Origin of the sequence: Flavobacterium glycogeni (assembly GCF_048286775.1) — a bacterium.
GTDB lineage: Bacteria > Bacteroidota > Bacteroidia > Flavobacteriales > Flavobacteriaceae > Flavobacterium.
In genome coordinates this window covers 251,144-265,645 of sequence record NZ_JBLVPV010000001.1, presented here as the reverse complement: position 1 = coordinate 265,645, position 14,502 = coordinate 251,144, and the positions used below count along the sequence as shown (strand labels likewise).

The 14,502-nt window shown below is 30.5% G+C and carries 11 protein-coding genes and 2 pseudogenes; 3 read left to right on the top strand and 10 right to left on the bottom strand.

Features of this window, described 5'->3' with window-relative positions; genetic code table 11:
* Positions 1 to 80 precede the first annotated feature (80 nt).
* From ACNQGX_RS01170 to ACNQGX_RS01160, 3 genes are read right to left on the bottom strand one after another with little or no spacing between them, the layout of a single operon-like run.
* On the bottom strand, positions 81 to 2,627 hold the full coding sequence (locus ACNQGX_RS01170) for a TonB-dependent receptor (RefSeq protein ID WP_417973268.1): 2,547 nt from the start codon (positions 2,625 to 2,627) through the stop codon (positions 81 to 83).
* The gene (locus ACNQGX_RS01165; protein ID WP_417973266.1) at positions 2,628 to 3,527 is read right to left on the bottom strand and encodes a FecR family protein; all 900 of its coding nucleotides are present in this window, start codon (positions 3,525 to 3,527) and stop codon (positions 2,628 to 2,630) included.
* 44 nt (positions 3,528 to 3,571) lie between these two features.
* Positions 3,572 to 4,093 carry an RNA polymerase sigma factor gene (locus ACNQGX_RS01160; RefSeq protein WP_417973264.1) on the bottom strand — a complete coding sequence of 174 codons (522 nt, stop codon included), beginning with the start codon at positions 4,091 to 4,093 and terminating at the stop codon, positions 3,572 to 3,574.
* A gap of 471 nt (positions 4,094 to 4,564) precedes the next feature.
* Between ACNQGX_RS01160 and ACNQGX_RS01155 the strand changes: the two genes are divergently transcribed.
* Both ACNQGX_RS01155 and ACNQGX_RS01150 read left to right on the top strand, forming a co-directional pair.
* Entirely contained in the window at positions 4,565 to 5,596 is a 1,032-nt protein-coding gene (locus ACNQGX_RS01155; RefSeq protein WP_417973262.1) for a hypothetical protein, read from the top strand.
* A gap of 140 nt (positions 5,597 to 5,736) precedes the next feature.
* On the top strand, positions 5,737 to 6,456 hold the full coding sequence (locus ACNQGX_RS01150) for a hypothetical protein (RefSeq protein WP_417973259.1): 720 nt from the start codon (positions 5,737 to 5,739) through the stop codon (positions 6,454 to 6,456).
* Between the two features lie 65 nt (positions 6,457 to 6,521).
* Here the strand turns inward: ACNQGX_RS01150 and ACNQGX_RS01145 are convergent.
* A pseudogene (locus ACNQGX_RS01145) lies at positions 6,522 to 6,677 on the bottom strand (IS256 family transposase); the annotation flags it as partial.
* A gap of 69 nt (positions 6,678 to 6,746) precedes the next feature.
* Positions 6,747 to 7,148, bottom strand: coding sequence for a hypothetical protein (locus tag ACNQGX_RS01140; RefSeq protein ID WP_417973257.1), 402 nt, complete (start codon positions 7,146 to 7,148; stop codon positions 6,747 to 6,749).
* A 218-nt stretch (positions 7,149 to 7,366) separates the two neighbouring features.
* Here ACNQGX_RS01140 and ACNQGX_RS01135 point away from each other — a divergent pair.
* Positions 7,367 to 7,582 (top strand): annotated as a pseudogene (locus tag ACNQGX_RS01135) (tyrosine-type recombinase/integrase); the annotation flags it as partial.
* A gap of 25 nt (positions 7,583 to 7,607) precedes the next feature.
* On the opposite strand, the gene ACNQGX_RS01130 reads toward ACNQGX_RS01135, so the two are convergent.
* The 5 genes from ACNQGX_RS01130 to ACNQGX_RS01110 form a co-directional block, all read right to left on the bottom strand.
* A complete protein-coding gene (locus tag ACNQGX_RS01130) occupies positions 7,608 to 8,459 on the bottom strand; it encodes a thiopeptide-type bacteriocin biosynthesis protein (protein ID WP_417973255.1) in 852 nt (283 codons plus the stop codon).
* A 3-nt stretch (positions 8,460 to 8,462) separates the two neighbouring features.
* A complete protein-coding gene (locus tag ACNQGX_RS01125; RefSeq protein WP_417973253.1) occupies positions 8,463 to 10,673 on the bottom strand; it encodes a lantibiotic dehydratase family protein in 2,211 nt (736 codons plus the stop codon).
* On the bottom strand, positions 10,673 to 12,379 hold the full coding sequence (locus ACNQGX_RS01120; RefSeq protein WP_417973251.1) for a S8 family peptidase: 1,707 nt from the start codon (positions 12,377 to 12,379) through the stop codon (positions 10,673 to 10,675). The genes ACNQGX_RS01125 and ACNQGX_RS01120 overlap by 1 nt, the downstream gene beginning before the upstream one ends.
* A 39-nt stretch (positions 12,380 to 12,418) precedes the next feature.
* Positions 12,419 to 12,598 carry a hypothetical protein gene (locus ACNQGX_RS01115; protein WP_417973249.1) on the bottom strand — a complete coding sequence of 60 codons (180 nt, stop codon included), beginning with the start codon at positions 12,596 to 12,598 and terminating at the stop codon, positions 12,419 to 12,421.
* Positions 12,599 to 12,733: 135 nt separating this feature from the next.
* The gene (locus ACNQGX_RS01110; RefSeq protein ID WP_417973247.1) at positions 12,734 to 14,452 is read right to left on the bottom strand and encodes a helix-turn-helix domain-containing protein; all 1,719 of its coding nucleotides are present in this window, start codon (positions 14,450 to 14,452) and stop codon (positions 12,734 to 12,736) included.
* Positions 14,453 to 14,502 lie beyond the last annotated feature (50 nt).

Here is a 14,502-nt window from a genome sequence, read left to right as displayed (position 1 = left end):
TAGTTTCTAGTAATCCAAGTGTAACAATTGCACCTTCTTTCAGTTTGTTAAGGGATTAATGTTCCGGAAAGAATGTAGGTTTAATAAGTTATTCTAAAACTTAAATTTGGAGTTCGTCGAAGTGAAAAAGTTTTAACATCTTCAATAGAATTTGTAATCGTATTTATTCTATAATATTCATTAATTTCATTTTTTCGATCGAATACATTCAATACGGAGAAACCTAGTTTATATTGGGTTTTATTCAAGCTTTCCCATTTGTATGTTGTCGAAAAATTAACTTGAAAAAAGTCATCCAGGACTTTATTATTAGGGGTATTATAATCAATTTTTGGATTTGAGGAATTACTGTAATTTATTGCTGAACTTATAGGAGTTGTTTCGGGTCTTCCAGAATACCATTTTGAACCCAATGCTATTTTTAGATTTTTTCTTTGATAGATCCCAGCCCAAGAGACAATATGATCTAATTTAAAGTTGTTTGGAAATACAGGTTGATCTAAATCGGGGAAGTTATAATTATTATTGTTATAAGTATAACTCAACCAAGTAATGAAATGATTTATTTTTTTTTGAACTAACATTTCAATTCCTAGGACTTCATAATCACCATTAGTTTTCACAAATTCTAATTGGTTTTGAAATCCTTGGCTTGAGCTGTTAATTCCGGTTACTTTCTTATAAAAATTTTCTAAAGTAAATAACCAATTGTTTTTGATATAAGACAAACTAATTGATGCTTGTTTACTTTTTTGAATAGGAATAGTAGTGTTGTTTGCCAATATCCACCGTCTTTTTTCTATTCCAAAATAATCTTTCTGTAGATCAATAACCTGATAACAATTTTGATTTTTGAATTCCCCTAATACTTCTAAATTAAAATGGTTTGTGATAGCATAATTAAACTGTAATCTTGGTTCAAAAAGGTGTTTCTTGAATTGTTCTATATAGTTTAATCGCAATCCTGTATTTAAATATATTTTGGATAAGGTATCGTTATATTTTCCTTCGACTATGAGCGCATGAGTTCGCAGAACTTCTTTAATTCTTCGGTAAAATATTGGACTATTTATTTGATCTAAATTTATAGTGCCAATTTCGTTTAATTGATATCCATTATTAAAAGTAAATTTTGAATTGATTATATGTCTATTCTCAAGTTTAAAACCATTGTCTAACACTTTATTTTCCTGCCTTACAGTTTGAGTGTCTTGTATTTTATTTTTTTCAGCATTAAGTTCATAGGACGAAGTGTAAACATTGAAATTACTACTGTTTTTTGCATTCCAGTTTCGTTTCCACGAAAGATTACCTCCGTAATTTTTTTGATATAAAATATTATTTTCAGACTGAATTATATTATTAACTCTGCTTGTTTGAAAAACTTTAAGTTGATCATTTATAGTTATAAAATCTAAAATGAGATGGTCTTTTAGTCCAATTTTTTGAGAATATTTAACCGTAATATCGTAAAAATTAAATTTCTCGTCACTGGAATAATCAACATTTTGATTATTGGAAAAATTAGTAATACTTGTATTTTGAAAAGCTTTATTATAATATTGTTTATAGGTAGGCGTTTTTACAAAATCGGTTATGGATTTTCTTCCGGCAATTTCCAAGAAACCTTTTTTTCCGATATTAAACTTTGAATAAATGTCAGCATTAATCATATTTATTCCTGCACTAAAACTGTTTTCTTCAAAGTTATTTGGGTTAGAGGACATGTCCACAACACTCGATACACTTTCTCCAAAAAAAGCAGAACTTCCGTTTTTAGTTATGCAAATAGTATGGGCTAAATTAGGATTGAATGCAGATATTAAACCAAAAAAATGCCCAGTTTGATACATTTTTATTCCATTCCATAAAAATAAATTCTGATCATGAGTTCCACCTCTTACATTAATGCTTGATAAACTTTCGTCAACACTGTAAATTCCGGGGATTTGCAACATAGTTTGCAATACATCGGGTTCAATTAAGCCGGGTAATATTCCAAGTTTCTTTGGTTTTATTTCAAATGTTCCATTATTTTGTTTTGAAATTCCAGATGTTAAAAAATGATTGGCTATTATATTATTTAGTTCAGAAACTTCAACTTCGATATAAATTTTAAGGCAATTCTTATTTTGTAAATCAGATACAGAAATTTTTTTAGGGGTAAATCCAATATAACTAACCAATAAATCAGTTGACTTTTCTTTTTTTAGTTCAAAATATCCTTTTTTATTGGTTGAAGTGCCGACACCATTTTCAAACTTAATATTCACATTTTCCAATGGAGAATTATCTTCTTTCGAAAATACATATCCACAAATATTTTTTGAGTCTAATGTATTATTGCTAAAAACGTTAATGAATTTATTGTCTATATTTTCAAAGAAGAGGTTGGTTTGTTTTCCGAGATAGTTAATCTTCTCATTCAAAGACAAGTTTTTTTTTGGAGGGACAATTTTAAAAACAACTATTTCATTATCAATGTAATTAAAGTAAATCTGATGCTGTTTTTCTATTGATTGCAAAATATCTTTTAATGCAATTGCTTTGCTTCTGTCTTGGGCTTTTATACTCAAGGCAAAAACAAAACAAAAAAATAAGACGTAAATACGTTTAATAAAAAACATTTATTTTCCTTCAAAAATTATTTTGTTTGGAGCAATTTTGTTCGGTTCTAAATGATAGGTTGTTGCAATAATTTGAAGAGCAACATCAAGATTATCAATAGGAATTTTCCCCGTAAATAATTCATCGGAGTATTTTGCTTTCACTTCAATAGAAACGTTGTACTGTCTTTGAATTTCATCTAATATGTTGTGCAAATTTTCTTTATTAAAAGCAATTTTATTTTCTAGCCATTCTGGTTTAGAAGCATTAACGGTTGTATTTATCTGCTTTCCATTTTCAAAAACAACACTTTGCCCGTGGGTTAAAATTACCTCCTTGTCTTTGTAATTTACTTTTACCCTTCCTTCAAAACAAGTTACATCAAACCGATTTTTCCTTGCTTTAACATTGAATTGAGTTCCAAGAACTGCCACTTTTCCAAGATCAGTTGCAACTTCAAATTTTTTGCCTTTTGCTACTTTAAAATAGGCTTCTCCATGTAATTCAAGACATCTTTTATTGTCCCAATTCCATTTTTTATATTCAATTTCTGAACCGGCATTCAAAACTACTTCGGAATTATCGGGTAACGAAAAAGTCGTTCTTTTACCATTAGGTGCATATTGAGTTTCTGAGGCAAAATTTTGCATTATAAATGCAATCCCTAACCCGATAACTAAAACGGCAGCCACTTTAAACAGCCAGTTTTTGTATAAAGGAATAACTTTAGACGTAATTTTTTTATGACTAATAACATGTTCCAAAACTTTCTCTTCATTAAAATCAGGTACTTCTAAATGAGCAGTATAGTTTTTAATTTTTTCATATTTTTCATAATCAGGATTAGCTTTAAATTCAGCTAATTCAGCTTCTGTCAAATCGTTGTTTAGCCATTTTGCTAAAATGTAATTCTCTTCCATTGTATTAATCTTATATGTTTAAAACAAGTAAAAACAAATTTACCCTACTTTATACTATCAATTTCTTTTCTTAGTTCAACTAAAGCCAAATGTATTCGCTTTTCAACTGCTTTAACACTTATATTTAATTCTTCTGCAATTTCGCTATATTTTTTGCCATCAATTCGATGCATCAAAAATGCAACTCGTTGTGTTTCATTCAAATTTTCAATTGCTTTTAAGAGCTTGCTTTTGAATTGTTTTTCTTCGAGTATAAATTCTGGGTTTTCATTTGTTTCATCAAGACCAGTAAAATTCTTTTCATATTTCAAAACAACTTTTTGATGTGCAATTTCGTTAAGAGAGTTATTATTGGCAATTGTATATATATAGGATTTCGCTTTTTCAATGGGAACCGCAGCACAGTTTTGCCAGAGTTTAATAAAAGCTTCTTGAGTTAAATCGTCGGCTTGGTCTTTATTTCCATACTTATAAAAAAGAAAATTGCGAAGTGACTTTGCATGACTTTTGAAAAAGATTGAAAAAATAATTTTATCGCAAGTTTCTGATAATGAATTTTTTGTCATTTATTTCGTAATTTTTTACCTTACAAAGATATATTTATTTTTAAATTTTGGTAGGGTAATGTTGATGCAAGCTGTTTTATTATTAAACCGCTAATTTTTTTATATGAAATGAGCATGACCGTAATTGGGTCGCGAACACCAATGATGATATGCGAATTACATATGACCGATAAAAAACAATAAATATCAACATATGAAATCGCCATTAGCAACGAGTTTGTTGCAAACAAACACCAATAAATAAAAAGGCGATACCATATATGACCTCTGACAAATAAATTTTACATATATGAAATGAGCATAATGAAAACTCGATACAACTGCGAAGCAATCACTGAACACCTATAAAAATAAATGTTTTAGTGAAGTAAACACCGATGAAGATATACGAAACGGAGTTCGATGACAGAAAAAAAGAATATAAAAAGTCATCAATTCCATATTCCATTAAAAAACAAATATTAGCTACATATGAAAACAATTAAATATTTATTAATGAGCTTTACGGCAATAGTATTTATTTCTTGTCAAAATGAGGATACATTGATTATTCAAGATACTACTCAAAACTTAACAGCTGTATCTCCTCTTACGGGTTTGATTTCTAGGGTATCACAAAACCCTACGTCTAAGGATAATATTTTGGATAATTCTAGCTGTTTTAATGTTCAGTTGCCGGTTATTGTTATTGTAAATGGAACACATATCACAGTATCTAACCAAAATGATTACCACACGGTTCAAAACGCATTAGATGCTTTTTCAAATGATGATGATATAGTAAACTTTGTTTATCCAATAACAATTCAGTATCAAAATTTCAAAACTCAACTGATTACAAATTCTGATCAATTAGATGACGTTATTGATAATTGTGATGAAGATGATGAGTTTGATGAAATTGACTGTATACATATAAATTACCCAATAAAGATTAATATTTATAATGCAGATAATCAAATTGCAAATACGATTACTATTCAAAACGATAAAGACTTATATAACTTTTTAGAAGATATAGAAAGTAATGTGTTTATATCCATCAACTATCCAGTTTCTATTACAGACCTCAATGGTCAAAATATTGTAATTACAAACAACTCTGATTTTGAAAACAGTATTGAAGATAGTATAAAAGATTGTGATACTAATTCAGGCACTGGAGGAAATCCGAATTTCACTTCGATTCTGACAAATGGAATTTGGCATATTTCTTATTATTTTGACAATATTGATGAAACTTCAAATTACAATGGTTATAATTTTACTTTCAATTCTAATGGGAGTGTTGTAGCTGTAAAAGGAACAAATAAAATTAGCGGAACTTGGTCAACTTCTGTAAATAGTGGTCAAGATATATTGCTGTTAAAATTTGATGACAGTAAATTAGATGAATTAGAAGACGATTGGAAAATTACGGAATACACAACTACTAACGTTAGACTGAAAAATAAAAGCAGCAGCGATGGAGAAACCGATTATCTTTATTTTACTAAGAACTAATTAAAACTAAACACATACCTAATTACTCTAAATCTTATATGGACTATTTTTTATAAATACATTTATTAAAATCGTATTTCAAAAACATTAATTATTAACCCCTAATTATATATTACTTAACCTTTAAAAAAATGAAAAAAATGAAAAAAACATCAATTTTAGCATTACTTGTCATTATGATAAGTTCTTGTACGGATAATCCATCCACAAGCGGAAATGTGACATTAAAAGCTTCGGCCGTTTCTGTAACAGGGAAAACTTCTACCACTGCCCGTACTGCTGCATCAACACTGGAAATCACGGATTTTAAAATTAACATTAGTAAGATAAAATTTGAACTAGATGAAGAAGAGGATAAGTATCTTACAGATCCTTTTTATGATGATGATGTAAAACTTGTAGGTCCCTTTTTAGCAGATCTCCTAGATCCAAACAAAACTTTGAGCCAATTTATTACTACTGCTAATGTTCCAAATGCGAAATATGAGGAAATTAAGTTTAAGTTTGAAAGAAGTACTCAGCCTGGCGAAATGGAAGGTAAAACTTTTTTGATTAAAGGTACTATTAACGGTAAAAACTTTATTATCTGGAGTAGCAAAGATGCTGAACTTGAACTTGATTTTGACGATCCTATCAAAGATTTTGCCGTAAATGGTAACGATATGACTCTTAGTATTAAAATACATCTTGATGCCATAATGGCAAAATTAACAACATTAGCCAATCAAAATCTACTTCAGGATACCGATGGAGATGGAGTTATCGAAATTAGTACCGATAACGATGATGGACATCATGATATTGGAGAGCAAATAAGAAATCTGCTTGAACAAGAAACAGACTTAGATGATAAGGACTAATTAAAAACGGATTTATTAGACACTGTCCCAAAAAGTGTGTAAGTTGAAAAGTTAAGGCTTCGATTTTATAATCGGAGTCTTTTTTCAAATATAAGGGTAAATTGGTTTAAAACAATTCCCCAATTTCGAATCGGCATTGACCATTTTTTGGTTGCTTCCCTTAGAGCCAAATATACAGATTTCAACACTGCATCATCAGTTGGGAATGACATTTTGTTTTTATTTAAAAAAGAGGCAATCTATAAAAGACAGCCTCTTTTTATTTCTATTCTGTGAAGATTAATCAGGAATTAGTCTCTTCCATGTTTATTTCCATGTTTATTCCCATGTCCCTCATCATCATCATCATCATCATCATCATCATCATCATCATATTCTCGACGATTATTGTATTCTCTGTGATCATCATATTCCCGACGGTTGTTATACCCTATTGTTCTTTGTGGTCTGCCATGGTAACCTCTGCAATATTTCACTTTATGATCATTAAAATATCGATAAGGTCTTGAACCATGGTAATCGTTCAAGACCACTTTGTATCCACTGTACAAATCATAATTTCTATACTCTCTTGGCAAATACCTTGATCTAATCCATCTTCCTCCACCAAAATAAATAAATTGAGTAGCTCTAATATCATAATAAGCTTCAACATCAGGCAAATAATAATAGTCTGCCTCCGCATATCCCACAGGACCCCAAGATGGTGGTGAACCTATGTTTAAACTAACTGAAATTTGTGCATGTAGTGAACTGGATGCAAAAAGGATTATTCCCGCGGCGATTAATTTTAATGTTCTCATTTTTCAAATATTTAATTTAATGATTTTATATTAACTCTTTAAGTAAATACTTTTTTTGTGAAGCCAATAACAATGCCAATATAAATTAGTTAACATTTAATTAACATTTAACCTTCCACATGGCGAGACATACATTTGCAACATCCGTGACACTCACAAATGGTGTTCCTATTGAAACCGTAAGTAAAATGTTAGGTCATAAAAACATCCAGACTACCCAGCATTATGCTAAAATATTGGATAAAAAAGTAAGTGAAGATATGCAGATTTTAAGAGAAAAGTTCAGAATAAACAATGTTGAACTTCAAATAAAAGTTAATTAAAAAATGGTTTTACAAATGATTTTTATTATCCATTTCGATATTCCATCGTTTTATAATACTTATACAAATGATCGTAAATCACCAACTCATACATCCTTTGCTTTGAAGTGTACTGTCTGTTTATCATCATATGAATATGGCTCATTAAAAAATCTGATAAAGGGATTTGTAATTTTCCTTTAATGGAATCAATCAGTTCATTGCATTTGCTGTACTTGGTTTTAATAATATTGAAAATTTCAGGATAATCGTCTGTTGCTATTCCTAGTAAAAAACGCTGCATTTCTAGGAACAATTCTCTATACTGTTTATCTAATTCTTTTTTAAGGCTTTTATCCGCATGAAATTCTTTTTTAAAAGCCAATTGTAATTCATCCATTAAAAATAATTTATCTGAATTACTTAATCCAAAAGAATTTAAAAAGGCATCAATAGCAGTAAAACTAAATAAAATTGACGTTTCATTTTGTTCAAAAGAAGACTTTAAAGTTAAATAACACATCATCATTTCGCTATCATACCAAAAAAGGGTTTCTGAATCAATCATCGTTTTTTCACCATATCGTTCAATTTCTCTTTGATAAGTATCCGTTTGTACTTTCCAAATGCTATTTTCTTCAAGCAACATATTTAAAACCGGGTACATTCTGGCTATTACAGTTGATGCATTTTCTGGTGTTTTACAGTAAAAACGAATTCTTAGGTGTTCGTCAGGATCTTTATACCTAATAAAAAACCATTTGTAAATTATTTTTTCTTCTTGTAAATCTAAAATTACGGGATATAATTTTTCAGATAATATAAGATCAGCTGTTTTTACTCCAGTGTATATTTTATAGTACAACCATTCACTTCCTATGCAAAAATCTCTTTTCATACTTTACAATTGCTCTTTATAAAAGGATAGTATGAACTGATTGGCAAAATTTTTACCATTGGTGTTTTTCACAACAGAATCCTCAGTAAATAGAAATTCTTCTAAAGTGATTTTAGCATGATTTACAACTGATTTTAAAAATAATTGAACCCCGATTTCTTGTTCAAAATCAAGTAATAATGTGTTGTCAAAATGAGCCCAATTTACAAAACGAGGAATGTTTCGTTGTTTTCTCCAAATCGAAAAAGCTTCAAATAATTGATTGCCATCCATTTTATAAAAAGGCATAATTTCAGTTTTACTTACGATCCATTTTGATTTCGAAAGTAGTACTCCATTATAATCAACCCTTGGAAAAAAATCATAATGCGTTTCTAAAATACCCCAAGTGAAACTATAAATAGGCTTTACATCTTGCGATTGTAAATCACATAAAAAATGATAAATAGGTAGCGATTTAGTAGAATAATTATGGGCATTTGACAAACAAGGAATAACTTCTTTATTGTGTTTCTTAGATCGCAAAATAATTTTGTTGTTGCGTATCGAAATCATTAAATCATTTAAATCAATCGTGTAGTCTTGAGTTGCTGCCGAATTAGCCAAATAGGCAATTTCAAATGCTCTTAAAACTGGTCGTCTCAATATATTACCGGTTCTTGATTCCGGGATATGAACTATCTCTGCCAAAATTTTATCAGAATGATAGGCTACCTCTTTTGCTACAATTTCATTGGTCAAATTGTAAACGGCATCGTTTCCATTGCAAAAACGCCCTAATAATTTTGCTGCGCTAACATCACCTGAGGATTCAATTGATAGAATTTCTTTTTCTTGATGCAATGCAATTTCAATCATTACCGAAAAGGTAGCTGGTGCATTATTCCAAGTAGAATCAAAATCTGGAAAATCATTTTCAGAAAGCGATACTGCTTTTTCGTTTTTCAGGATACATTCCCGTAGTTTTTTCTCCATTATAAAATCAAAAGAGGACCACGATTGAATGACTGATTCTTGAACTTTACTTTTAAAAGAAAACTGCTCCAAAATCTCATGCGTATCATTCATTTCAGAATTTTGAATATACCCAATTCCCGTTTCAGTATCCAAAACAGTTGCCAAAGACATTTCTCTGGATTCATACCTTTGTGTGAATGCTTTTATAAAACTCGTATGGTTTTCAGACTTTTTCTGCTTTTGAATTCCGTTTAAAAAACGAACCGCTTTCAAAACTTTTTTTTGACAACTAGTACTTAAAGTATTTACAGATGCAGTCGTATTTAAATCCGTTTGAAAAAGATATTTTTCATCATACACCACACCTGTTTTTTGAATTAAATCCTTTATTGCTTCATAATTTTTTTCAGACGGAACAAGCGTTTGATCTAATACTAAAAATTGGTTTCTTATACTATGTAAGAATGTAGTCTCTTCTTTTAAATTCGGAATTTTATCGATGATTGAAAAAACGCGTCCCCATTCATCATTACCCGTTACAGTTGCATCCAATTCACTGATAAGAAACTGAAAATCGATAAGCTGATTAATATATTCTAAAGCTTCTGTTGTTTCAGAATCATCATCAGCAAGAAGCAGCATCATTTCATCAACAGTCATCCCTGATGTTGCTTGGAGCACTAAATCACTTAAAAGTGCTGTTTTTCGCAATGCTGAAATACTATGCGCTCTTTTTGTTTTCACATAGTTGTATTCAACATATCGGTAAAAATCCCCAAGAGCATAGATGGAAGTATTGGGATAATATTTAAGATGGGGTATAACTTCTACTCGTTTAGCAAAATCTTGTAATAGTGCCACCCAAAATTGCATGTCAAATTGTGTAAAACGGTTGAAATTTTCAGGTGAATGGAGTATAATGTTCGTTTCAGAAGTTATTTTGCCCACTGTACAACCAGCAAATAACCCGAAAGGAGTACAACGAGCGGATATTCGCGCAATATATTTCAGTAAGCTAAGCTGTAATCCATCCCTTTTTTTATCTGATAGACTGGAAGGATCAGATTTCCATTTGTCTAAAGCCGTTACTAGTTCCGGGGAAGCCATACGAATGGCTTCTCTAACATAAGGGTTTTCAAACTGCAACAATAAGGTCTCTTCAGAATACTTTTCCAATACATCCCAATAGAAAGACAAAGGAAATAAAGGGGTTCTTAAAACATAGTGTGAGAAAGGACGAACTTGATAGTTGTTCATTATCGTTTCTTTTTACTCACTTTTTTAGCGAGTTCCATCGCATCATAGACATTCAAAACTTTCCCAGATTTGGATAGTTCTGAAAATTTTACTTTTTTACCTTCTCCACCAGGAACCAGAACCTCAATATCATAGGTAGTACCCGAATCTAAAATAATTTGTTTTACCTCTGTCACCGTAAGTTTAGGATAATACGACCAAATCAAAGCAGCAGCCCCTGTAACCATAGGGCCAGCCAGTGAAGTGCCAGAATCTGTTTTGTAAGTATTCCCGGCAGATGTAGCGTATATTTCATCACCCGGAGCAAATAAATCCACGTTCTCCTTTCCATAATTAGAAAAAGTTGATACAAAAGTACTATCCAGCTTGGAAGAAACAGACCCTACATTGATGAAATTCAAACACACTTCTTTTGATCCATCATAAGCGACATCAGTTGGATAATAAGGATTCTCATCTACATTAAAACTATCGTTTCCTGCACTGTGCACCAGTAATACATTATGTTGGTCAGCATATTGAAATGCCTCAAGTACCCATTCTTTGTGTAATGAAAACTCTTTTCCAAAAGACATATTGATTACTTTTGCTCCATTGTCAACCGCATATCGTATTGCCATTGCAATATCTTTATCGTGTTCATCCCCAGATGCAGAGATATTCAAAGGCATTATTTTTACGTTATGGACTATCCCCTTTATACCAATATTATTTTCTCTATTGGCTGCAATAATACCTGATACTTTTGTTGCATGATCTTGAATAGGTCTATGTCCAACTTTAGTATTACTAATGTTATTGTTGCCATAGCCTCTCTCCAAAATTTTAGGGTTATCACCTAATGTAGTTCTTTCATTAAAATGAATATTTAGATTTTTATTTACAATGGAATCTATTTGAGTTTCATTTTCCTTAACATCCTCCAAAGATTTTTCATTGAAATCGAATCTTGCTTTCATAAAACCTATCATAGCTCCAATATCCATGTCCCCATCTTCACGTCTTTGTCGAAATGTTTTATCATTAATCTTGTACTTTTGGTACATACTGTCTAATTGCTGATAGGTGTAATCTTCTTTTGGAAAGTAATGCTTCAAACTGTCTTTGGCTGCAGGATAAGTAACGACACTATAATTTAAGGATTTAAGCCAGTTCTTATAATTTATCTCTTCTTCTTCAAGTTTCGTTAAAGCCCTATGGTACTCCTTGTAGTTGGATAGCTCTTGAACTGAAATTTGAGATGCTGCTTTACCCTTAAAAAGAGGATTCCAGTCTCTCACTATTCTAGTGTAGTCAAAATTAGCCCAAACTACATAACCTCCAGTTGGAGTCCCCAGAAAATTCCATCCATTGATATCATCTATATATCCATTATGGTCATCATCAGTTCCATTATTGGAAATTTCTTTACTGTTAGTCCATAATTGCCCCTTCAGGTCTTCATGTTTAACATCGATTTGAGTATCTATAACAGCTACTATTATACTTTTACTTCTTGACTCTTTTTTATTTTGCTTATAGAATTTATCTAAAGAAATACCTGGTATAGCATCTTGGTGAAAATCTTTGTGATACCAATTTTGCAATACCAACTTTGAAGTGTCTCGTTTATCAGATGAAATGGGTGAACTAATGTTGGCTTCCTTGATAGTACTACAACTTACAATAAAAATAATCAAGAAAATAAAAATATAAATGGACTTCATAAATTGTTAGTTAGATGTCTTTAAATTTAATGGTAAATATTAATAACTAATTGTTTTCTTTGTCTCAACTTTTCCACTTTGAGTTACTGTAGCTACATCTCCTTCAAGTCCTATTGTATTATCTCCGCCATTAATCGAATGCACATTTTCTAATTTTGCTACTTTCATTTTTTCTAAATCAAACTTGTTGTTTAGAGTCTTCTTTTTGTTCGTTTTCATTTTTATCTTTTTAATGTTTAAGACTTCAAATTTATAATGCTTGTATGTTTTATTCTAATAAAAAATTCATGTACTTATCGATATTCCGTGAATTTCGATATAGATTAACTTTACAAGATCATGATTACTAGATGTTTAAATATTTTCAATTAGAGCCAACTCCTTTATAAAATAAGTAGGTTTAATCTCGTTTTTTTTATAAAAAGCCGTTGAAAAAGATTCAGCATTATTAAAACCAAACTCTAAAGCCAATGCTTGCATGGTATAATTTCGCAATTTTGGATCATTTTTTAACTGTATTATTGCATACTCTATTCGGAAGTCATTGATGTATTGAACAAAGGATTTGTCTTTGTACTCATTGATAATCTTAGACAAGTATTTACTATTTGTATTTAAAGTTGTAGCAACTTTTTGTATGGTGATGGTAGCGTCTAAAAAACCTTTTTGGTTTTCAAAAAGTTGCAGTTTTTTAAGAATATGCTGCACTACTTCTTCAGAAATACCAATCGCTTCATATCGTTTATTACTTTTGTCACTTTCGAAAACTTGGATATCCTGTGCTTCAAACTTTACAATTTCTGTAGTTTGTTGCATGATTTCTTCAAATCTAAAACGATATTGTTTTTTGAGTTGGTGTTGATAAAAACCAAAACCTCCAGTCGCTACTATCAAAACAATTAAAATACCGATAGCGGTATAAGAAACAGTTTTTTCTTTTTGCAATGATTCGATTAATGTAGCTTTCTCTTCTAATAAATTCGGAGTATCGTATTCTTTCTTCAATTTTTTAGTTAGTACTTTATAATTTTTTTGTAAAGTACTGTCAATAGTCATATAGGTATTGATGTATTTTAATTGATTTTCTTTATCCCCTTTTGTCTTATAATATTGTATCAAAAACGAATACCCACCGATAAACTCAGGAATAATTTGTTTTGATATTTTAAAGATGGAGTCTACTTTTCTAAAATTTTGAACCGCTGCCTGTGTATTGCCTAAACCTTCGTAAGCTTTGCCTAAATAATAATAGGATGCTAGCGTATTCCCTTGATTTTTGAAAGCGATCATCTTAGGTAAAGCTTTGTAGATGCTGTCTAAAGCCACGCGGTAATTCTTCTTTAAAACGTGGTTAGCTCCTTCGTTAAGGATAAATAAGTATTGGTAGTTTTCATCCTTAGTGATTGTTGCTTCTTGATACCCTAATTTGTTGTAATAGGTTGATGAATCTGCTTGTTTCAGTGCCTTGTGCGCATCTGCTAGTGCAAAAATAATATCGTGATAAACAAATGAATATTCAGGTGTCCTTATCTCTTTTTTTTTATAGTAATTAAAACATTCTTTATACAAAATCAATGCTTCTTCCACTTCACCTAATTCCTCTGATCTTAATAATGCTATTGAGAATTTGGCATCAAAATAAAAATCAGTATTGTTTATTCGGGCACTATTTTCAGCCAAAATAAAATTATCTATAGCTTCTCTATAACGCGATTGTGCTTTTAGTTCATATGCCTTTCTTGAATAAGCATAAGCTGGGAATTTTAGATCATTCGTGTTTTTTGAGAAATTAATTGCATAGTCCAAATAATGAATAGCCTTACCGCCTTTGTATAGCAATGATAATAAATAGAAGCCTCTTGCTTTATAGATTGGACTATTGTCATTTTTAGCTTTTGCTAAAAATGCAGTTACATATTCTAATTGTTTCTTTTTATTTTTATCGTTTTTAATAAATAACTCTTTCAACTCATCGTAAGGAAGTTCTGTAAGATCTGTCTTTTTTACTTGTGCGGATAAAATAATTGGTAATAGAAATAAAAATAGATTTTTATTCCATAGAAAGTAACGCATTGTTTTTTGTTTTTTACAAAACTACGCCAAACAACAAGAATCAAACGCAT

What these genes read in the sequence shown, in the direction of transcription:
- ACNQGX_RS01165 (WP_417973266.1), bottom strand. Translation starts at nt 3,527, where the DNA reads ATGGAAGAGAATTACATTTTAGCAAAATGGCTAAACAACGATTTGACA.
- ACNQGX_RS01110 (WP_417973247.1), bottom strand. Translation starts at nt 14,452, where the DNA reads ATGCGTTACTTTCTATGGAATAAAAATCTATTTTTATTTCTATTACCA.
- ACNQGX_RS01120 (WP_417973251.1), bottom strand. Translation starts at nt 12,379, where the DNA reads ATGAAGTCCATTTATATTTTTATTTTCTTGATTATTTTTATTGTAAGT.
- ACNQGX_RS01160 (WP_417973264.1), bottom strand. Translation starts at nt 4,093, where the DNA reads ATGACAAAAAATTCATTATCAGAAACTTGCGATAAAATTATTTTTTCA.
- ACNQGX_RS01150 (WP_417973259.1), top strand. Translation starts at nt 5,737, where the DNA reads ATGAAAAAAACATCAATTTTAGCATTACTTGTCATTATGATAAGTTCT.
- ACNQGX_RS01130 (WP_417973255.1), bottom strand. Translation starts at nt 8,459, where the DNA reads ATGAAAAGAGATTTTTGCATAGGAAGTGAATGGTTGTACTATAAAATA.
- ACNQGX_RS01155 (WP_417973262.1), top strand. Translation starts at nt 4,565, where the DNA reads ATGAAAACAATTAAATATTTATTAATGAGCTTTACGGCAATAGTATTT.
- ACNQGX_RS01115 (WP_417973249.1), bottom strand. Translation starts at nt 12,598, where the DNA reads ATGAAAACGAACAAAAAGAAGACTCTAAACAACAAGTTTGATTTAGAA.
- ACNQGX_RS01170 (WP_417973268.1), bottom strand. Translation starts at nt 2,627, where the DNA reads ATGTTTTTTATTAAACGTATTTACGTCTTATTTTTTTGTTTTGTTTTT.
- ACNQGX_RS01125 (WP_417973253.1), bottom strand. Translation starts at nt 10,673, where the DNA reads ATGAACAACTATCAAGTTCGTCCTTTCTCACACTATGTTTTAAGAACC.